14 protein-coding genes are annotated in these 22,029 nt (G+C 35.5%); 1 reads left to right on the top strand and 13 read right to left on the bottom strand.

Annotated elements, in window-relative coordinates:
- Window positions 1-1,175 precede the first annotated feature (1,175 nt).
- From ACYIAM_RS01380 to gss, 13 genes are all read right to left on the bottom strand, one after another.
- Window positions 1,176-2,630, bottom strand: coding sequence for a VWA domain-containing protein (locus tag ACYIAM_RS01380; RefSeq protein ID WP_483746988.1), 1,455 nt, complete (start codon window positions 2,628-2,630; stop codon window positions 1,176-1,178).
- 126 nt (window positions 2,631-2,756) lie between these two features.
- Window positions 2,757-4,139, bottom strand: coding sequence for a VWA domain-containing protein (locus ACYIAM_RS01385; RefSeq protein WP_483746989.1), 1,383 nt, complete (start codon window positions 4,137-4,139; stop codon window positions 2,757-2,759).
- A gap of 70 nt (window positions 4,140-4,209) precedes the next feature.
- Window positions 4,210-4,692, bottom strand: coding sequence for a hypothetical protein (locus ACYIAM_RS01390; protein ID WP_483746990.1), 483 nt, complete (start codon window positions 4,690-4,692; stop codon window positions 4,210-4,212).
- 2 nt (window positions 4,693-4,694) lie between these two features.
- Entirely contained in the window at window positions 4,695-5,384 is a 690-nt protein-coding gene (locus tag ACYIAM_RS01395; RefSeq protein WP_160431618.1) for a hypothetical protein, read from the bottom strand.
- On the bottom strand, window positions 5,384-7,000 hold the full coding sequence (locus tag ACYIAM_RS01400) for an SUMF1/EgtB/PvdO family nonheme iron enzyme (RefSeq protein WP_483746991.1): 1,617 nt from the start codon (window positions 6,998-7,000) through the stop codon (window positions 5,384-5,386). The genes ACYIAM_RS01395 and ACYIAM_RS01400 overlap by 1 nt, the downstream gene beginning before the upstream one ends.
- Window positions 6,957-8,180: an ABC transporter permease gene (locus ACYIAM_RS01405; RefSeq protein WP_483746992.1), complete on the bottom strand. Its 1,224-nt coding sequence runs from the start codon at window positions 8,178-8,180 to the stop codon at window positions 6,957-6,959. The genes ACYIAM_RS01400 and ACYIAM_RS01405 overlap by 44 nt, the downstream gene beginning before the upstream one ends.
- A 3-nt stretch (window positions 8,181-8,183) precedes the next feature.
- Window positions 8,184-8,900 carry an ABC transporter ATP-binding protein gene (locus tag ACYIAM_RS01410; RefSeq protein ID WP_483746993.1) on the bottom strand — a complete coding sequence of 239 codons (717 nt, stop codon included), beginning with the start codon at window positions 8,898-8,900 and terminating at the stop codon, window positions 8,184-8,186.
- A 1-nt stretch (window position 8,901) separates the two neighbouring features.
- Entirely contained in the window at window positions 8,902-10,857 is a 1,956-nt protein-coding gene (locus ACYIAM_RS01415) for a vWA domain-containing protein (protein WP_483746994.1), read from the bottom strand.
- 12 nt (window positions 10,858-10,869) lie between these two features.
- Window positions 10,870-11,871 (bottom strand): hypothetical protein, encoded by a 1,002-nt coding sequence (locus ACYIAM_RS01420; protein WP_483746995.1) that lies wholly within the window; start codon window positions 11,869-11,871, stop codon window positions 10,870-10,872.
- A gap of 130 nt (window positions 11,872-12,001) precedes the next feature.
- A complete protein-coding gene (locus tag ACYIAM_RS01425) occupies window positions 12,002-14,674 on the bottom strand; it encodes a putative virulence factor (RefSeq protein WP_174797680.1) in 2,673 nt (890 codons plus the stop codon).
- A complete protein-coding gene (locus tag ACYIAM_RS01430; protein WP_174797681.1) occupies window positions 14,671-17,697 on the bottom strand; it encodes a virulence factor SrfB in 3,027 nt (1,008 codons plus the stop codon). Before ACYIAM_RS01430 ends, ACYIAM_RS01425 begins: the two co-directional genes overlap by 4 nt.
- A gap of 9 nt (window positions 17,698-17,706) precedes the next feature.
- Window positions 17,707-19,266, bottom strand: coding sequence for an SrfA family protein (locus tag ACYIAM_RS01435; protein ID WP_483746996.1), 1,560 nt, complete (start codon window positions 19,264-19,266; stop codon window positions 17,707-17,709).
- Window positions 19,267-19,550: 284 nt separating this feature from the next.
- Window positions 19,551-21,425: a bifunctional glutathionylspermidine amidase/synthase gene (gene gss, locus ACYIAM_RS01440; RefSeq protein WP_174797683.1), complete on the bottom strand. Its 1,875-nt coding sequence runs from the start codon at window positions 21,423-21,425 to the stop codon at window positions 19,551-19,553.
- 193 nt (window positions 21,426-21,618) lie between these two features.
- Here gss and ybeD point away from each other — a divergent pair, with 193 nt between their 5' ends.
- Window positions 21,619-21,885, top strand: a complete 267-nt coding sequence (gene ybeD / locus ACYIAM_RS01445; protein ID WP_174797684.1) for a DUF493 family protein YbeD — start codon at window positions 21,619-21,621, stop codon at window positions 21,883-21,885.
- The last annotated feature ends 144 nt before the right edge of the window (window positions 21,886-22,029 follow it).

Genomic DNA, 22,029 nt, shown 5'->3' on the forward strand with positions numbered 1-22,029 from the left:
GGTATTTAGAAATGCTTAAAACATAATGCTGCCAGATCTGTTGGCTATAGTTATACTGCATAACATCCTGTATATCAATTGTTTTGTTTTTATTTGATTTTTCATAATTATTAGCTAATAAATTAAGCTAAATTAATCTTTTAATATAAAAAGTATAACGATTTAAAAAAATTTAACCACCCTTTTATTGAAAGATTAATAAGTAATGTCAAAAAGTTTAGGGTAGGTTGATTGAAATAGGAATCCCCTAGGTTCCATATGTTATCAGAACCTGCATAGCCAGGATTGTCATATCAATTATTACTTCCCTCATCAAATTGCAGAATCAGCTTTACGAATTTGATAACAGCCCATTTTGACGGTGGCAGTATTATAACCCACCTACTTATTGTTAGCGGGTAATGCCTATAAACGCCATAAATACAACAATAATAACAATCCCAACGCCAGAGAGACTTTTCGAGATAATTTCGAAGATATAAACGAGGTTCGTATAAAAACTCGTCCAATAGGGTTATTGGATAAATTTAAGATATAGGTTACTACAGTAAACTAAAATTTTGTTTTATTTTATCTATATTTGTTTGTTAAATCTGCTGATTTTTAAAATCGATGAAAGTATAACCGTTTTAAAAACGCTTGACTCCTTTTTTCGTGGATTTTGGTAATAATTATTTAAATGTGACTTCGATTAAGTTTTTTGAAAATAATTAACATATTGAAATATTTTAATTTTATTAAAAACGACAAAATAAAAAAATTAAATAAATGATCTCACTGAATGTTTTTTGATGCTTTAGAGGAAGTGGTTTTTAACTATAGTTTGAGCTAATTGGGTTTCGGAAATTTTAACCTTTTGGTTGAATAAATAGCAACAGTAACAATGTCCAAACTATGAGAATTAGCAAATTCCCCTTAACAATCACATGCTTAGCTACAGAATGTAGCCTACTTATATTTACTCGTATCATATTGATACTCGCCTCTTCGATGCCATCTTTGCTTTGCTCAGATGTTCAAATTTTTCCAGAAATTTTGTCCGCCAACACTCGGTTTTAACGCACTCACATGATTCGTTCCTGACAAAATATAACCATGCCAAACATCCTTTTTTGGCTAGGCTTTATTTTGTTTCGCATAAAATTCGCCAAATCGGACGTTGACTAGAATGTTATTTATTGACACACAGGCCTGTTAATTTTCAAACTTGAAACCGCTTTATTCATTTGTTTAATCATATCTTTAGGGTTTTGCGCAATGTATACTTTTCCGCCCGTTGCATTGGCGATACAGTCTATTTTGTGTTCGCCAGCGATATCAACAATATTAATTTTTAATCGTGGTTTTTGTGCAGCTATATAGTTAGCTAACGTACAAATATTCCTTTTTGTACAATTATCTTCGCCATCACTAATAATCAGAATATAGTCGTCACGTTTTACCCCATCTAGCATTTTACTGGCTTTTTCTAGACCATTATATAAAGGCGTTCCGCCCCCGCCTGCTGCGGTGGGTGTTAATTGTTTAATTTTATGCTTTAGTGATGCCCTATTAGAGTAATTATAAAATGGCGATACATTCGCTGCTGGGCAATTCGTCAGCGTTACCAGTGAAATACCTATGTTTGGTTGTATCTTATCAATGCTTGAAGTAGCCACACTCTTACTACTTGATAAACGAGTTGGTAAGCGAGTCATACGCTTTTCGTATTTGATTCTTTCTTGCTCTGACATATTACGACCATAACCATACGTCAAATATTGAAAGTATTGCTCAACCGCTGATGGCGATTCATTTAATGTTACTGTCATCGATAATGAATTATCAAACACTATTGCCATTTTAGATGGGTTAGGATCTTTATTCATCTCTTCTTTGGTGATACAGTTAGGTGGATTTTTTACCTTTGGCGCTAGCGGTGACTCAGGTACCGGTTCTGGTTTAGGCTCAGATGTTGCAATTGGCGTAGGTTCTTCTGGCACGGGATCTTTTGGTTCAGTAACAGGCTCAGGTGTCGGTTTGGGTTCAGGTTTCTTCACTATAACAGCCGGTGCAATGATAGCCATAGGATCGGGGACAACTGTTTTTTGTTTACCAAATGGGCAAAATAAATACCACAGAATACCAAGTAAACCAACAAGTAATAAGGCTAAGATTAAAAAATGCCACCAACGCCAAAATGGCTTTGGTGGAATAACAGGGGCTGCTGCAGGTAAAACCGGTTCTTCAAAGGTATTGACAATAACCGGTTCATCATTAATCACATAAATTTGATTGCCTAAACTTTTAATTCTTGGAAGCCATGCTGAAACTAAACTTCGCTCTTCATCACTTAATGGCATTAGTTTAATAGCATTTTCAATATCATTAATACGTGTTTGTAACGTTTTGGTTATCTTATTTTTATGGGATTTGTGGGCAATACTATCAAGTGAAAGCGGTTGTCCTTCAAGACTAGTATACCAGCCTAGATATTGATTGTTATCAATTAGCTTTGGTGATGCTAAAATCGAAAAAGTGCGATCGGTTAAATGTGATTTTAATAATACTAGTAAAGAATGATATTGTTCTAATAGAGAAATCTTCTCTGGGTTATTATAATCAAAGGCTATCCGTGTTATTCGTTGCATTATTGATTTAATTCCTTACAGTTGACCATTATTCTTATACTAAAATTGCAATAAACTTGAAACATTACTTAACCATAGATATGCCAAAAACGAGATATTCGACTATCTAGTATTATTTAAAAATAATTATTCGCATATCGGTTTACTAATATTCATATTCGAAACGGCATTATTCATTTGTTCAATTATCTGTGTTGGGCTTTGAGCGATATAAACTTTACCCCCAGTTTTATCCGCTACACAGTCAATTTTATGTTGTCCAGCAATATCGACAATATTGATTTTGAGTCGAGGTTGCTCAGTGGCGATTTTGCTGGCTAAAGCACAAATATTCGCTTTGGTACAATTATCTTCACCATCACTAATCACTAAGATGTAATCATCATGGTTTACGCCATCAAGCATTTTACTAGCTTGTTTTATACCACTGTATAAAGGCGTTGCACTGTTATTTTCTAATGGATTTAACCGACTAATTTTAGTTTTTAACTTACCTCTATTTTCATAATGATAAAACGAGGTAGTTTGTGCAGCAGGGCAAGCAGAAAGGGTGACTAACGCAATATTAACATCAGGTTGTATTTTATCAATAGTCGTCAATGCAACCTTTTTACTACTTGATAAACGATTAGGTAAACGTGTCATGCGTTTTTCGTATTCATCAGCTTCTTGTTCGGTCATTGAATACCAATCAGCACGCAAGTATTGATTAATGGACGCTTGAGATTCCATCAAAGTCAATGTCATCGAGGCTGAATTGTCAAATATCATAACCATTTTAGGCTTGTCAGTATTATTGGCAATCTCTTCACGAGTAACACAATTTTTAGGTGCTGGCTCTGGTATCGCTTCAGGCTCCGATTTTACAACGGATTGTTCCTCTTTAGGAGGCTCAACAACTGGATCTGGTTTCTTTTCTTCAACAGGCTGAGTAATGGCGGGCTCAACCTCAGCAATCGCAGTCTTTTCTTTTGCATATGGGCAAAAGAAATACCAAAGAATGCCGAGTAAACCAAGGAGTAATAAGGCTAAAAGTAAAAAATGCCACCAACGCCAAAATGATTTTGGCGGAATAACTGGGGCAGGTGCCGGTAGAATAGGATCTTCAAAAGTATTAACAATAACTGGTTCATCATTAATCACATAAATATGATTACCTAAACTTTTAATTCTAGGTAACCATGATGAAATAAATGCCTGCTGCTCAGCCGTTAATGACATTAACTTAACCACAGCTTCGATATCGTTAATACGATTTTGTAACGTGTTTTCTATCTTAGCTTTATGTGATTGATCACTAATTTCATTCAATAAGATAGGCTGACCTTCTAAAGAGGTGTACCAACCAATATATTGATTATCATCAATCAATCTTGCTATTGCTAAAATGGAAAAAGTGCGCTCAGTCAAATACGGTTTTAGCAATGCTAGCAAAGAATTATATTGATCAAATAAAGACATCTTTTCGGTATGATGATGATCACAGATAATTCTTGTTATGCGCTGCATTGCTAATTTATTTCCTTTTATTTAACGTCTGCTTTTATTATTTATAACATTGATTAAGCAAGAAATATATTTATATGTTTAATGCTTTTTGCAATTGTTGAAGTTTTTTATTTAACTTATCTAACTCAACTTGTTTTTCAAGTTCAGAACTATTTGAATTGTTCACTTTATTCAGTTGCTGTTCAATATCTTTCACTTGAGCTTGTAGGTCGTCACGTCCTTTGGCTTTTTGTTTTACTTCATTGGTTAGTTTAGTTAAATCCGTTTTCAACTTTTGCTGCTGTGCCTTTTTTTGTTTAATGCTTAACGAGGTAGCGTTTTTTTGCTTCTCGATAGTGGCATAAATCTCTTTAAACTGCTGATTAGCTCTTACTTCATCTTCTAGAATTTGTTTTTTTTGATCAATTCGAGCCTGATAATTCCCTGAATAATTACAGCTGATTTTATCCATAATCCCAATGTTGGTATTAGTTGGATCGCACTGTTCAGGCGTAGTTGAACAACCGGCTAAAAAAATAAATGGACTGAGTAATAAAAGATATTTTTTTTTCATAATTAGCTCACCTTAACTGCTGAACGTTGTTTAGTAACAAGATTAATTTGATTTTCAAGTACTGCAATTTGTTTATGTAACTGGCTGATTTGTTGATCCAGTTTCGATACTCTAACACCTGATTGTCGTTCTTGAGATGAGATTGAAACCCAATCATTTTCAACTTTTTTCATGCGTTTTAATTTGTCTCTTAAATAAGCAATATTTGCATCAATTTGTGTCAAATCATTTTGTGCTTGTTTTTTATTGAGCGTGTCATTTTTTATTTGATTATTTAATACTTTAAGTGTTGCTAAATTCTTATCCAATACCGCTTTAGCTGTTTCGGTCACCGCTTGTACTTCGTAGGTGTTCTTTTGCACGTCTTGGATATAAACATCTAGACGCATCTCGTCATTAGCATATTCAGCTCGCTTACTGTCAAGATAATAGTTAGCCCCCATCAACACACCACAACCAACCGCCGCAGACGCAAGACATACCCCTGTTTTTCCACCTGCCAACATACAGCCAATACCGCCTAAACCAGCACCGACAGCACAAGATTGCCATGCTGATTTGCTAAAAAATTTAGCCGTATTACTTTTTGTTAATGCAGGATCAACATTTCTAGAACTTACTCCTCCAGAACCTTGACACCCTGTTAAAATAAGCGATATACATAAAGTCAGTGTTACTATAATTTTATTCATCATTTTTTTCCTTTTATCTCATTACACGTTTGTAGCCAAGCTGTTCGCTCGATCTTCCCCGATTCAATATATTGATTAATATGTTTGAAATAGAGTTTTAAATAATCACTCATATTCGCTTTACCGCTATTTTCTAGAATAAATTGTGTTGATTTAACTTGCTCATTAATCGTATTTTTCTCATAATTTGATGCCGTATTAACAATCGTATCGGAATAATATTTCAATATAAAATCCCGAGCACTTTTAGACTCATCAACAACCTGCTTTAAATTATCTAGCTTCACTTTTGAGCACATATTGTCATCGGCCACAGTATTGGCTTCTTTTAGATCACAAACTTCATTAATCATTGTTTTGTATAAATTATCATTATACTCAAACTTGCCGTTCAAATCTGAAACATTAGCACACAAAAATGCACCTAATTGTAATGCTGATTGAATAGAACGATCTCGTTGTTCATCGCGCGCTTGATTGGCGCTACGTAAAAGAGCATTGAGTTGATTTAATTCTTTTTTTGTTTTTTCATCGTCAACTTGTTTAGTAATTTTTTCAAGCTCGCTGACAACATTACCATTTTTTGCGCTGTCCGTTTCACTACCTAATTGACTCCATTCTTTGTCTAGCTCTTTGATTTTGTCGTTCGAATTCATCACTTCAGTTGTATAAACTAAGCGAAATCCAACATCTTTACTTTTATAAGCACTTTTATCATCATAGAAAGGCTTTTCAATACGAAAAGCACTGGTAGTTGAAGATTCGGGCGTTAAATAGCTCCCCCCACGGACAATCATTCCCCCTTGTTGACCATGGTAGCGATCAAGTTTATTCATTCTAAACGAATCAAACATCATTTCGCTCGCATTACCTAAAATATCATACAGATCTAGCGGATTAGGATCTAACCTACCAATAAGCTGCAATTTACCATTAGCTGACTTGGCACCAGAAAACCATGCATAATTTTCAAGATTCTTGCTCATAGGGAACCGTGATTCACGAAATTCTGATTCTGTCACTTTTGAACCACCACGCGCGGCATATTCCCATTCCGTATTATTGGGTAAACGGACATAGCCATTAGGTAAATTAATTGATTTTATTTTTGACTGGTTTTCAATTAACCAACGATTATATTTATCTGTAAAAGCAATAGCATCAAACCAGCTAATATCCGTGATAGGAAAGGCAAGATTCACTTTAGGAGTTGGGCAAGTATCATTCATGACGGATTGATATTGCAATGTGGTAATCTCATATTTACCTATCAAATAATAACGCTCTTTACCTGAATCGGAAAAGCTACCAGCAATATAATTGGGCGTGGCATACTCAGCAAAACCGAGCTCTTTTTGATTACTCCCTAAAATGACTTTGACATCATCTAGCGGTTTATTGGTAGGGGTAAATACCTTTTTCATCACTAAACTACCGTCACATGGCATCGGTAAAATCACATCATCTTTTGTAGGCTTGGGATTATAAAATTTACTATCCCAAGGTTCAGCAAAGCTTAATGCCGGTAGTAAGCTAATTGTAGCCAATCCCCAACAAGCTAATCGGGTATAATTATGCTTCACGTAAGCTTTCTGCTGGTTGAATTTGAATAGCACGTCGCCCTCCTATAACCACAATGCCCGCTGAAATAAATAAAGTCAGTAAAAATGCAATAACAAGATGATAAAATTGTAATTGACTCACAACGGATTGTGAAAGCAAATTTTTACCTAAAACTAAATTAAAAGCACAATTTCCTACTGCAAACAGTCCACAAGAGATTATAAAAGCGAAACAGCTCAAAATCATTGCTTGGTTAATCAAATAAAGCATAATGCCTTTAGAGCGAAATCCAAGTAATCGCATAAAAGCAATATCTTTACGTTTACGTTCAATATTCGATAAAAATGAACCAGTAAATGATAAAACACATCCCAATACTGCCGTAATGGCAATAACGCTAAAAATAAAATTAAGCACTCGATCAATCGCTTGCATGTTTTCAATTGCATTAGCTTGAGTACGCGTTTCAATATGTTTTTCTCGTAATTTGTATGCTAATGGTGCGACATTATCCAACGAGTCCGCATAAATACGGGCTCGCGCAAACGAAGTATGATTAGGTGGATTTAATTGCCCCGTTGAGGTTAGGAAAACATCACTTTGATAACCATCATAATAGTTTTCCATATCAATCAGTAAATCTAAAGAGACAAAAGCCGCTGCACGGCTATAACGATTTTCGGGAATAATGCCAACTACCTCTAATTCAGTCATTCCTTTTTCAAGTTTTCCATCAAGCTGCCTTGTGATCACCATTTTCACACGACTTCCCATCATGACTTGCATTTTTTCGGCTGATAATGAACTTAATAAAATTTGCTTTTTATTATTCGGTAATGGCAAATTTTTTGTTATTGGATCATCTATAGCCGTGGGAATAATTTCGGCATTATTGACGAAATGGCTAGTATCTTTCATTAAATCAGCTTGCGTATTTAATGAACGTGTGAGTGGAATCACAAAAGCTGTTTCAGGTTGCTGTTTTATCCACTCAAACATTTCATCTTTAAGTTGCAAATTCCCCACAATTTTTACTTCTAAATTTTGCGGATCACTGAGTAATTGTTCTCGAAGCTGCGAAACAACCCCGTACTTTAAACTAAATAACAATAACAAGGGAGTAATCACTGATATTACTGAGGCAATAATACAAAATGATACTTTTTTGTCATACCATAAGTCCGCTAACGATAAACGAGTAACAAGTAACCATTTTGATATTGCTTTAGTCATTTTTTACGCCTTATCTTGTAACGGTGAAAATTCTGATGATTGTGCCGAGGTTAACTTAGCTGATAAAGTCAATAATCCTTTGTCAGCTATGCGTTGCCAGTCATGTGTGACAATCATGGCAGCAATGTTATCTTGCTGAGCTTGTTCAATAATTAAATCAAACAATAAATTCGCATTATAGGGATCCAATGCCGAAGTCGGCTCATCGGCAAGTAACAACGCTGGTTTATGAATAATCGAACGAATAAAAGAAGCTCGTTGCCTTTCACCAATTGATAACTGTTTAGGATATTTATTGAGCAAATGAACGATATTGAGTTTTTGCACTAGATAATCAAACCGGCTATTATCCATTTTTTTTTGTAATAACTTTAATGATAATAAAATGTTGTCACGAATCGTCAAAAATGGCAGTAATCCACCTGTTTGCAGCATAAATCCTAAATGTTGAGCGCGAATATCAGCAAGTTCTTCAATTTTATCTTGCTTGATTAGCTTTGCGATATCAATATCATAATTATCAACAATTAAGTTATAACCATCAATTTGGTCTGGTTTTAAAATCATTCCTACCATTTCAAGTAAAGTACTTTTACCCGAGCCACTATCACCTTGAATAACAACAACTTCCCCCGCTTGGATAGTAAGCGTCGGCAGGCAAACGCTAAAAAAAGACTTACCTGTTGAGCGTGAAATCGATAATCGATTAATATTTAACATGTTACGGCAACATTTCTAATGGTATAGGATAAACATTTTCGCGAGGATCACTACCGTCAGCTAATGAAATCCAACGATCGACATCCGCATTACATTTTTGATAATAGCGAATCTTACTGTTTAAATTACGGATAAATTTTTCTTGTTCAAGCCCACTCATACTTTTCCATGTATCTTGATCAAGTCCAGTGACATCGCTTTTATAAGGGATATTATCTAAATATTCACCCAGCAAACCTAAGTCAGCAATTTTTGTGACGGAATCAGATTTTAATTTACTTGGATCTTGCCCCATTGCAGCCGCAACAGAACGAAGTTGAGAGAACATATCATCGGCAGAAATCAATCCATCATTAGCCGCATTAGCAATTTTGCTAACCACATCGCTCAAATCACTTAGTTGCGATTTTGTTAATAATATACGTGGCTCTGCTGTTGGAATAGTCGGTTTGACAAAATCTTTATCGGCAATCCATGCTTTAAAAACTGACGGAGCTTGAGTGCCTTTAACATCTCCCAAATAAGCCAGTTGCATTGCCTTGCTTAGTAGCAATGCATCTTTTAACATGTCTGAATTATCATCTTTTGCATTGATGGCATTACCAACAGAAGCTTCACCTTTATAAGCAAGTTTAACTTGTTCAGACAATGCTTTTGCTAGCAAATCAACTTTTTGACCAAACTCATTTACATCACCTGCATTCACTGGGTAATAAAGTGATTTATGAATAAAATCGTTATACGTTAAGTCCGAATATTGTTCTGCCGCAATTTGATGATCTTTTGCACCACTTGGCGTTTTTAAATGTAATGCATAAATCGCAACACCTTTATGCTGAGCTTCAAGTCTTAACTGCGCCGCATCCATACCAGTACTAGAGAGTTTATCATCACCAGGAATTGCACTCGCATCGGTTATCAAAATCATATAACGCGCCCCAAAGCTATTCCAATTAATATCATTTAATGCTTGAGCGATACCCGCATAGGAATCTTCGGCAAAATACGAGGTAGAAACAGAAGCTTGTTTAAGCGAAGAACTCAGTTGTTTAAAGTCTTCTTTATCTTTAACTTTATTGGGATCCGCAAAAATTTTGCTCACAAATTCAAGCTTATCGGAAGCCTTTAAACTTGACCGAAATGAAACCAATCCAAACTTAACTTGATTTTGCAAATTTTCTTTTTCAATATGTTGATAAACTCGCGCTACTGCCTCCTTAGTTCTTGAAATATAAGGATCCATAGAAATAGTCGAGTCAATAACAAACACTATGGCGGCTTTAAAAGGGGCTACTTGGTTAGCACTATCATCAGTCGTTGTTGATTTTGTGTTATTTTTTATCAATGATTCTTGTTTACTGACTGAGGCAACTTCTAACACTCGCTCATAAAACCCTTGCCCATTCATCACTTCTTCACCTTGTAAAATAGGTAATAAATAGAAATTACTTTTAAAATCAACGAACTCTTTAGGTTCTTGAGCCACCACTTCTAAAGCGGGTTTATTTGCTTTTAATGCGTCACGAATAGGTTTTAATAAAGCTTCAGGCTTGTCTGCATCAATAATCGCCGTTAATGTGGCTTTATCTTTAAAAAAGAGCAAAGGATCACGATCAACTGGATTTGTAAAAACCAATGTCATTTGCATATTCCAAGCAATCGCACATGAATTATTAATCCAACCAATGGTTTTTCCATAAGAATCAGGACCAACACTAAGCCACTCTTGATTATTGTCATTTTTGCGTTCATAAACATAATAACGGGAAAATGCAGGCAAGGATTTGCCTGTAGCATCGGTAATATTGTTTTTTAATTCACACGTTGGGGTACTTAATACTCGTTGGTATAGGGTTGTTTTTCCAGCCTGTTTAAGTGGCTCTGTTGCAAACCCTATCAAAGGCAGGCATGTTAGACCTAGTGTGACAATGAGTTTCGAGATAGCTAGCTTATTCATTCTTGATCCTCACTATTTTTGTAATTCAGTTAAACGATCTTTAACGAACGTATTATTTGCATCGTTAGTCAAAGACGTTTCATACCAATAAATAGCCGTTTCTTTATCTGCTTTAAAGCAATTATTTGCTTCATAATATTTTTCGTCATACTCTTTTGCATATAACATCGCAATTTTAGGATTAGTTTGAGCCTGATTTGCATATAACCGCTGAGCAATATTACATTTTTCATTTTTTTTAGCCTCAGTAATGATCTGAATAATGGCATCTGTCTCTGGCTTGGTCTGTAAACATTGTTGAATAAAGGTTAAATCATCAGTAGAGGCGTTGTTCAAATTACATTGACCACTAATTTGCACTGCTGGAGTTGGCGGTGTTGGTTGTGATTGATTTTTGTAAAATAATAAATACCATGCAGCCATACCAAGTCCAATTAGCACCATACAACCGATAATAATAGTCATAATTAACCCTAGGCGACTTCTCGATTTAACTGGCTCTTCTGGTATGATTTCTGGTTCGATGGATTCGGCAAACGTTTCATTTTCAGCGCCAAGGCTAGATTCTTCAATTAATGGTGTTTGATCTTCAATAATAGAATCACTAACAGGATCCGGCTGCGCTATAGTTTGTTCGTCATTGGGTAGTGCAGCTTGCAAGTTTAATGCTGTTGATGCAAGAACCGAATCAGCAATACTCACAACCCCCCCATCAACATAATTCTCATTTTGCTTATCACGAATTTGTATAAGAAATCGAATCTGGCTTTCTTGTGATAATAAAGAGTCAATCAACCATTCACCAATTTGTCCGGTTAATTGTTCATTATCAACAGACATATTTTCAACGGCGTGCCAATTTTTTTCAGGGCTCCATTGATTTAGACCTAATAAATAATAACCATCTTGATTTCGTTGTATAAGCATATCAATTTCAGAACTACCACTCCATTTTTGAGCTAAAAACTTCGCAATACCGGGTTTATAACCATCTAATTCTATTCTTAATGCCATGATATCCTCTATTTTTATACTCGAATATGTGAGTATTGTTTATCTGAGCTATTAATTGGAAAAGCTCTTTTCGCTCAAAAAGACTTTCCTACTATACTTTGTTATTTATTCAATATGTTGTTATTTAATTTTAATTAATCCGCGATTGCTTAAAAAAAGCAAGAATTTCACCCAATCGGCTATTTTGTTCTTGGCTAATTTCGCGTCCTGCATGATGCCCTACATTTTCTTGCGCAAGCATAGCAAACGCAATAAACCAATCAAATATTGCATACTGAGAATAATTTTTAGTGTTATCGTCCAGTTTTGGTAATAAATGCGATGATTGCACATTAAATTCGCTTAGTGGTGAAGAAAATATTGGTTTCCCCTGATTAACTTTGCTCATTGGTATATCACTTGCTTGCCCTTGAATAAAACCAAGCCAAGCAATAAAGTCTGCCAGTAAAGTATGAATAGTACTGACTTGTCTAGACTCTAGATCATCACGTTTACTACCTGTGTTTTCATTATTCAAAATGCGTTCGCTTAAACTTGCTTCAAGTTTCATTCGATTCGCAGCAGTAATCAATTCTTCTACCATAAAAGAGAGCGATTTTTGATTGATACCGAAAAACTGCAAGATATGCTTATCTAGCACAATATTTCTTAAATGCTCTAACCATGCCGAGAAAACCGTTTTTGCAAACTTAGATTCATTCGATAATATAGCGACTTGTTTGGTGGTTGGTGATGAACTCACATCAGAAAATAGTTCAAAATCAGCAGTTAAACCAAAATCATTAGATAAGTTATCTAACACATTATCATTACCTGCTTGCTGCGTTTCATTTTCTACAGTATTGGAATGATAAAGCGCTCTAATGGTTTGATCTGGCAATTCAAACGCTTTAAGTAGCTCACCTAATAATAGTGCTTTGCTCTGTAACTCTTTAACAACATCAGCAATGATTTGTTTTTTCTTGGCTAGTTCTTCATCATTGTCCGCTTGATACCAAGTATCAAAACGCATATTAATAATATATTCAATTTTTTCATTAAGCTGTTCAACAATTCGTTGCTGTTTGACTTCAGTAATAGCAACTTGTTCTAAGTATTGGCTAATTCGCCCTATACCACCATCATTGAGTTTTAACATGGCATCCCATGCTTCTTCTGGCTGGAACACATACTGTTTGATATCACTATTTTGCACAAATGTATTTCTTAATACATTCATTTTATCTTGATAATTTTCATTATAAGATTGCTCTTGGCAAGTGTTCGGCTCGACATTTAAAAACGGTACATCAAATCCTGGTTTGCGGACAAGAAAGACATTATTAAATTTATGTTCGTTAGACCAGTTACTTAACCAATCGTAACTACCAAAGCGTTCTAAAATAGTTTGCTGAAGTAACCCACCTTTACCCCAGCTATTTTTAAGATTGTCTTCTGATAGAGTTAATGAGGTGCCAATACGTTTATCAAACATGGTGATTGCCCATAATAACCCCGCTTTTTTCGTTGCTCTTTTTTCAGCTGTTTCACCTTGGGTTTTATCGATCCAACGCTCAAGTACTGGACCAACATCATTAACATCAGATTGTTTATCTGACGGCGTGCAAACAACTAGCACGTTCATTTCTTGGCTATCAGTATATTTTTCAAAAAGATAAGCAACTTTACCCCGTAATAAAAGCTGAGCAATAGGGTTGCCTTCTTTCACATCTGAAATCGATATCAAATTTAAACGCCCTCGATATCCAGGAAAATCAAGTAAATCCACATTTTCAAAAGTTGGCACTCTGGTTTTATTGACTAATGGGAAAATTAATTCGGCGGTTAAAAAAGCCAATTGCGCTAAAGATATTGATGTTGGTTCACTATTTAACGGCGTTATAGTAATCGATGAATCTTTGTCGGTATTTAATCGCTCAAGAATATCGACATTCATAATACTGTCAATTTGCGACTTGGTGCCATTATTATCTTTCACTAATACTGAAAGCGGCGCATACACAGTTTCAGCATGGTGTAAACTTGATAATGTGGTGGCTAATTGAGTGTAAATTATCGTCAGTTCAGTAATTCCCCCCCATAAGACAGAAAACAGCTCGCCACGCTCTACTACTGATAAATAAGGAATAAGGTACGTTACTTTTTCCCAATATCCGCCTTTTAATTCTTCAAGTGAGTTACCAAAGTTTTCAGATAAATAATCGTAAAGATCAACAATATCATCCTCGCTAACACCACCGACATAATTAGTTTGTTTCTGATTTTCCAAGCGTTGGATTGTCTGATTTAACGGTGCAAACTCGATTTTATTAGATACTTTTTGCTGATCAAAATCTTTAAAATAAGCATTTATCAAGATTTTGACAATTTCGATCTCTTTAAACAATTTTAACTCTAACGGATAGTTAGGTATGCCACCTTTGGCAATGCGGCTAAAGCGAGTAACAAGCCCCGTCGCCTCTTTGCCACTACCCACGGGATTAACATGGTCAATAAAATCTAACACTTCATTATCGACAACCGTTTCAAGCTTACCATTTTCACCAGCTGCAAGTGCTGAAATTAAATAAGATTTACCTGCCTGTGATAATCCAAAAAAACCAACTGCAACAGATTTCTTTGATACATCTCCCAATCGTTTTGCGCTGTTACGTAACCGCCGCAAATCCAAAATTAAGTTATCCGCTTCGCTATTTAAACGTTTAGATGAATGGCGTGTTTGATTCACCCACTCAATGGCCTTTGCAGATGCTTGATAGACCTGATCCCAAGATTTAGGCAGTTGTTCGTTTAAGTTTTTCATCGTTTTATCATTCCACTATCAAGCCAATATTGCGTACTTATTAACCCCGAGTTAACCATGGTGTTTAAACTTAGTTTAATATCCTGATTTTTATTACAGGCTCGACCATCTGAGGCTTTTACCTCTTTAATATAAAAATTTTCGACCATTTTTTGTTTATTTTTTATGCCTAAAGTTACTTCTAGCACGACGCCTTCAGCGCTTAATCGCTTAGCCACTTCACTGCTTTCAATCGTTAAAATATAGATAGGCGATGCTGGCCAACGGTCAACTTCAAGTTGCCTAAAACCAAGTCTTGTGGTGCCTCGTATTTCAAATGAGAGATTAGGAAAATCATAATCAGGATTATCCAGATCAATATCTTGGTAATAGACATTTTCTTTTTTAATCATATTAAGATTATCTAAAAGTCCAATGTACTTAACGGTTGAATATAAATCTATATTAGAGGATCTAAAATAGAAATTAGGTAATCGTAAATTCTTGCTTAAAAAGCACAGCATCGCCCCCACGGCTGCCGTTGTTTTAGGATCATCAATTCGTTCTTGTTTATGGAAAGGATACCAACCACCAGTATAATAACCATGCAAAGGCAAAATTCGACCTGCAGGCATGGATAAGCGTGATCGGAAATAACTTTGAATCCCCGGTAAACGCGAAGGACGACCAGTTAACAAAAGAACATCACACTGATAACAACTAATAATCTCTGATAACGCATCAAACGTTTTACAAATATTGTAATAATCGCCCCGAATAAACAAATAATGAATACGTTTAAGGTTAATCTCAATACTTAAGTCAAGTACTGAAAAATCAGGATTATTTAATGCGCGCTTAATCGGTTCATTAATAAAATTAAGCACGTTATCGGTCATCATATTGTGTTGTAATAATTCACCGAAAGTAGAACAATAGACATGTTGCTCTGCGTGTAATGGGTCATAAAGTTCATATGCTTTTAATATTTGTAACCCAACTGGTATAAATAGCTGTAAGGTAAGTTGCTGGCGCAATACCGCATCTTGAATTGATAGTTGCTGAGAACCAATCGTTATGGACAAAATAGGATTAGGATCAGTAATTCCAGCTTGTTTCAAACCATTTGTTAAAGCTGTTATAACGGTATCTTGGATAATATCAAGTAAAATATCATCACCCGCCACTTTGAATCCATCACGAAAACGCTGTGTTGGCACAATATAGGCATTACTGCTATTGGCTTGCCCGCTAACGCCGTAGTCTAATTGATAATCGTTAATCACTAAATCGGTTGTACCACCACCAATATCAACCGTTGCAATAGTTAACTTTTGCTTATTGGTTTTATCCGGACGGATCATTGATGCAATAAACTCTTCGCATCGCCCATTATAATTATTTTGTGTTTCGTTAAAAAGATACACAACTTGGCCACAAGTCGCTTCATCCCATTGGATATAAACTTCAGGAATATTTGGCCAAACGCTTTTTAATTGCTCAGGATTATTGAAATCAATATTGTCATCTGAACTATCCCAACCAAGGCTTTTCCAAACCAAACCGATGGCTTGATATACGCAACTTTTAAATATTGCTTGTTCGGGTTTTGGCATGGCTGGCGGAATCGTTAAAATGATTGAACGTAAATTACGTGGTGTTTTCGCATGCTCTAGTTTATTACGCTGAGCGACACTATTCATTTGCATTAATGCATGCATTAATACTTCACATAACATAAACGTCATCAAGGAGCTACGAGAGTATTTTGGGTGGAAAACCGGCATTTTGCGATCATACTCGTCTTGAATATCATTGCTAAGAATATGCAACGCTTCACCATATTCATTAATTAAACTAGAAAAAGGTTCTGCTGTTGCAAATGGTTCATGATCACTTTTTACATAATGAGAGTTAAAACGCCATCCTTGTTCATATTTATCTTGATCCCACAAATAACGTTTTGGGCTTGAAAGTCCCGTTGCGCCTTCATTGCCTTCACGCCGGCTGGCAAGTCGGCTTGCTTCTTGACCAACACGGACAATACTTGGCCAACGAAAAGTATCGCGTCGTCCACTTTGCAAAGAAAAATGTTCCTTGCCAAAAAAAGTTTGGGCAAATTCTACTCGGCTTTCAAACGGTTCGTTATAGATATGCTCAGGTTGTGTTAAATCACGGATTTCAAGCTCATAACGATGATTTAAACTATCTTTATCTTGAGCATGATCTTCAATTAGAATCCCACAAGTGCGTGAATTACCCACATCTAAAATCATATCTACAGGAATTGATTTCACCACATCATCTTTATTGTTTGACACAATTTTAATTGTCGGTAATTGCAATGAATCGGCAAGTAAATGGATGATATTTAGGTAGTGTCCATAATAAGATTTGCTTTTAATTTCTTGATTAAGATCATCTTTATGGATCTTTAACCGCTCAGATTGTGGCGCCAGCTCTTGAAAGAGATCAATTAACCAACTGGTTATCCATTTAAGCTCTAAATACCATGAAACATGATCTGAACGATGCGCTAAACTAAAAACTGCGCCAGTCATCACATCATTTTCGGTTGGAGCAAGGTAAGCCACATCTTGTAAGTTAGCGAATACTTTTGTATCAAAAGCAAACGTAATTCGATGTGTATTGCCATCAGGATCTTCACCTTCAGGAATACTAACAATTCGAACTCGGCTCCAATTATGCGGCCCTTGATCAAAGCGTTCTGGCGGTATTGAACGCAAAACAGGCACAGGTAACCAAATACCATCATATAATTTTAACGACTGATCAACACTAATTTCTTGTGTTGGTTTGACAGCAAATGTTGGATTATCAGGTGTGAAAAATTGACCACTTTCCACATCTTCAATCAACCTGATAAGTGCACCACTTTCTGATGGGTCAATAAAAGCCCCATTAACTTTACTGCGCCATCGATTATCTTTCCAATCGATTTTAAGTGCAAAATCAAGAAACTGAATGCCACTATTCATAATCAGTGTCACTTCTTGACCATAATTGCGTAATTCTGGAAGCATATACAACCTTTATTGTTTTTTCATCGTTATTGGGAATGAAGTCCCATTATTATAAATTCCTTGGCAATTGGCTTTATTATCTTTGCCTGGTGTGCATTGAATTTTGGGTAATTGATATTTGGTGTTATCACTACAAACAGCCTCTGTATTACCTGCTATACCTAAATTAGCATTTTTAATATCAGTGCCAACATTACCCGTACATTTCACACCGTCACTACGCGTTATAGTAACTTCGCCATTACCATCTTTAAAGTTATAACTTAATTGCAATGGTTTACCTGTGGCTTTGTCTTGAATGCCACCATTGACAGACCATTGTCCATCTAAGAATTTTGTGGTTCCTTGCTTGATTGCATCTGCTGGTAAAGCTAAATTATTTGTTTGATCAACTCCAGCGTTAGGATCTGCTTTATTATCTTTATCTAATGGCGAAGAAGTTTGGTCAGCGCTATCTTTGTCTTGTCTATTTTGAACATCTGTATTATCTTCTTTATCGGGATCGATAGGTGTTGATTTTTCATCTTTATCATCTGTTTTACCTATATCAGGCGGAGTCACTTGATCATTTTTATTATCTTGCGCATCTGGATTTGAAGTATTATTCCCCTCATTTGCATTATCTGGTGCTACAGAATGATCAACCGAATCATTTGCTACATCGGCATTAGTCGGGGTATTGGTTGTATTGTCTAAAATGGTACCATTTGGTATAGCATTACCCGTGACACCTAACCGATTATCAACAACCACACCTCTTGGTTCAGTTTTTAATTCTGGTTCTGTCGCTTTTTTATCCTGCTTGTCATCCTTTTCAGGTTGACTAATATTGTTATTATCTAAAGATACATTCGGATTAATCGATATCTCAGGTTTTAACCAACAACCGCGTAGCAAAAACAAGGCTAATAAAAGCAACAATAACGGTAATAATCCCAGCAACCATATCCACCAACGCTTCCACCATGGTTTATTATCAATAGGCGTGGCAGAAGTAACGGCAGCTGCTTGTGCAACTTTTGCTACCGATTCTAAACTATAGAATGGAGAATTGCCTTGAGAGGTGTGCGGATACACAAATCCCCAGAAAGTAATCACCGGTTTACCGTTAACAATATAAACAAATTGATTACTTGGAAAACGTATTGCCATCAAATTAGGTTCGGCACTATCAACATTATTTTTGGGATCATAAATAAGACGGCTAAAAAGCAGTTGATCACCTTCTAAATTAGGATTACTGGCTAGTTGTTTGCCAAAATTCATCACTTTATGTTCAAATTCTTTCAGTAAAGCCAGCGCTGACTGTTGCTCAGATTCACTAGCTGAAGTCCAAGGAACAATATCATATTGCCCATCAGGCTGATTTGAATCAAAAGGAATATACCAATCGATAATATTGCCGTGATCATTGCGTTGTGGAATAGCTAAATAATCAGCATATTGTTTACCTAATTTAACTCTAAACATTTCACGGATTTGAGCTGCAACTAAATAAGCGGCTTTACCATCATGCCCTAGCATTTTAAAGTCTTTGATATCACCGCTTCGAAGTAATGTATTTGCCATATGTTCCTTTCTATTTCTTTCTATTATTTTATTTCTCAGCATTTGTACGCAACAAAAATAAGTTTAACAGAAAACACTATCATTGTAATTGATATCATTATGGATATTATGAATTTTTATTCATATTTTTGATAAGTTCCACTACTAATAAAACGCTTTATATAAACCATACATAAAAATTTATAACCATTTGGTTTATAAAATTTTTCAAGTTAATTATAACTCTGCTAGCCTGTTACAAATTTATACTGAAACGCATACTTTTCTGAAAGTTTTTTACAAAATTATTTTAAAAAATCTTGATCTGTTAATACGCGTAATGGTTGCATATCGCTTTCGCCTTTTATCACTAATGTAGGATCTGAACGTAAACAAGTACCACCATAATGGCCACCAACCGTAAAAGTACATAACTGCAAATACCTTTCATCAACTTTAGGTAAACACCATAACTCTTGATAAATATTTTCTTGTTTAGCAAATTTGCCAAGTGTTTTATCGAGTATTTGCTCTTTACTGTTCACCAATTCAATATTACTGCCCCTTCGCCCTGCAATAGGTTTAATCGCATAACCTTTTTTTATTAAGTTATCGTTGAGTTCAAAAGTCGATTCTAATAAATAACGATGGTTAGGGAATAATGACCACAATACCGGCAAAATCGCCTTATTACTTGGAATAACGGTCCATAAAGGTTCAAAAACAGATACTTCAGGCCGTAAAAGCACATCAATTAATCTTACGGTATTATCAGGATGCCAAGTACGAATCGGCAAACCTGCAACTTGTGCTTCACTTTCTTGTCGAAGCTGTTCTAAAACAGTTTCCCAAGCCCATGTTTTCCAAACACAAGTGACTTGGCGATCTTCATCGTCCACTAACCGTCCACGTTTATCCCATCTCAGTCCACTTAGTCCGCGTAAAATTTTGCTATCTATTCCAGCCAAAGTCATAGCTTTTTGCATAAATAAAGCGTGATAATTTTCTTCACTATCATCATCACGCATAATATGTACAAATGCTTGCGCATCACTATGCTTCCAGCAATTAGCCAAAGCATTAAGTAAACCCTCACTCGGATTTGTTCCTACACTGATTCTTGCTTGTGTCGCCCAGTTTGCTAATATTTTCCCTGCTTCGGTATGACAAGAGGCCGAATCGGCATTATATTCATAGACTTTAAAGCCACGTTCATCCATACAAAAATCTAATCGTCCTGTAATCATTTGATAACGACGTTGTTGCCACGAAAGTCTTAATCTTGGCCATAATATTTCAGGAATATTAAAATTAAGTAATAGATTGTCATCCTTTAATACCTTGTCGGTGGCATGTAAATACATTAAATGTAATTCATTGGTAGCCCGAATTAATTCTTGCTCAGCACTTTCTGAAATAGTGAAATAACGATAATGATCATCATGGCTAATCGCATGACCTGCCGCTAATACATACGCATGTTCTAATGGATCTGATTCATCTAACCATTTTTTATCAAATTGACCTTCGTTTTTAATATGGGCACTATGAATTTGAAGTAAAGGCTGAGGAATTTTAGGTTGAGGTAAACTATACTCTGTCTTATCAGTTTGAATCATCCAACCTAAAATTTTCGTGTCATCGAACGTATCATGTAAATGATAACCTTCACTAGACACTGTCATTTTAAGTTCACGTGTCCATTGCTGTCCAATGGGTAAACGGGTATGTATTACATTTTGTTCAGCAACTCGGACTTTGTCTTCAAATACTTCAGTGATAATAGCTATATGGCCTGTTCTGTCAAATACACCACCATCATCCCATACCAACAAAGAGCCTGCTTCTGGCATTTTTTTGCTACCATTAGCAAATGCTTGCAAAGGTAAAATCGCCTCGTTAACAACTTGCCTTAAAAAACGTAGTGAAAAAATTTCGTGCGCCATTCCTACATCAGTAAAAACGATACCGTAATTTAAGAATAAAAAACGCCTTGCAAATTCAACGCATTGCCATTTATATCCCATATACTCATAGCCACAATAGCTACGAAATGATCCATCATTCGGGTATTGATTTCGATCTAATGTTTCATAATCAGAAGAATAAATAGCAACCCCGCCCGGTGCATAACCTAATAATGTGCCAAAAGGTTCTTTATTTTTGGATTTAGATGACATATTGTTTTAGCCTTATTGGTAAATAGTAAAAACGCTTATTTCACTATGTTAGAATTTTCTTATCATAGCTCAAAATATATACTTTAAAAAGCAATGTTTATTATTCGTTACTTGAAGAGTCATAAACAGCCTATATATAGTAATCATTCTTGATACCAATACATTGAACCTATTAACTGAGAAAAATAAGATTATGCAACCAACAAAATTAAATGAATTATTAGAGTTCCCATGTTCTTTTACTTACAAAGTAATGGGCGAAGCCAAACCTGAACTTGTTGACAAAGTGGTATCAGTCATTCAACGTCATGCTCCGGGTGATTATACGCCATCAATCAAACCGAGCAGTAAAGGCAATTATCATTCAGTTTCAATTACTATTAATGCCACGCATATTGATCAGATCGAAAATCTTTATAGAGAATTAGGCGAAATCGATATTGTAAGAATGGTTTTATAATACTTTACTTTTTTGCTAAAAATAGAGCCTTACTGTTATAGATAAGGCTTTTCATAAAAAATAAAATCAACATTCTACCTAAATATTTTTTCTGAAGTATCTATCCCTGCTAAAACAAAAATGACTTGAAAAAAATCGAATAAA

It is taken from the genome of Gilliamella sp. X-60 (assembly GCF_057063585.1).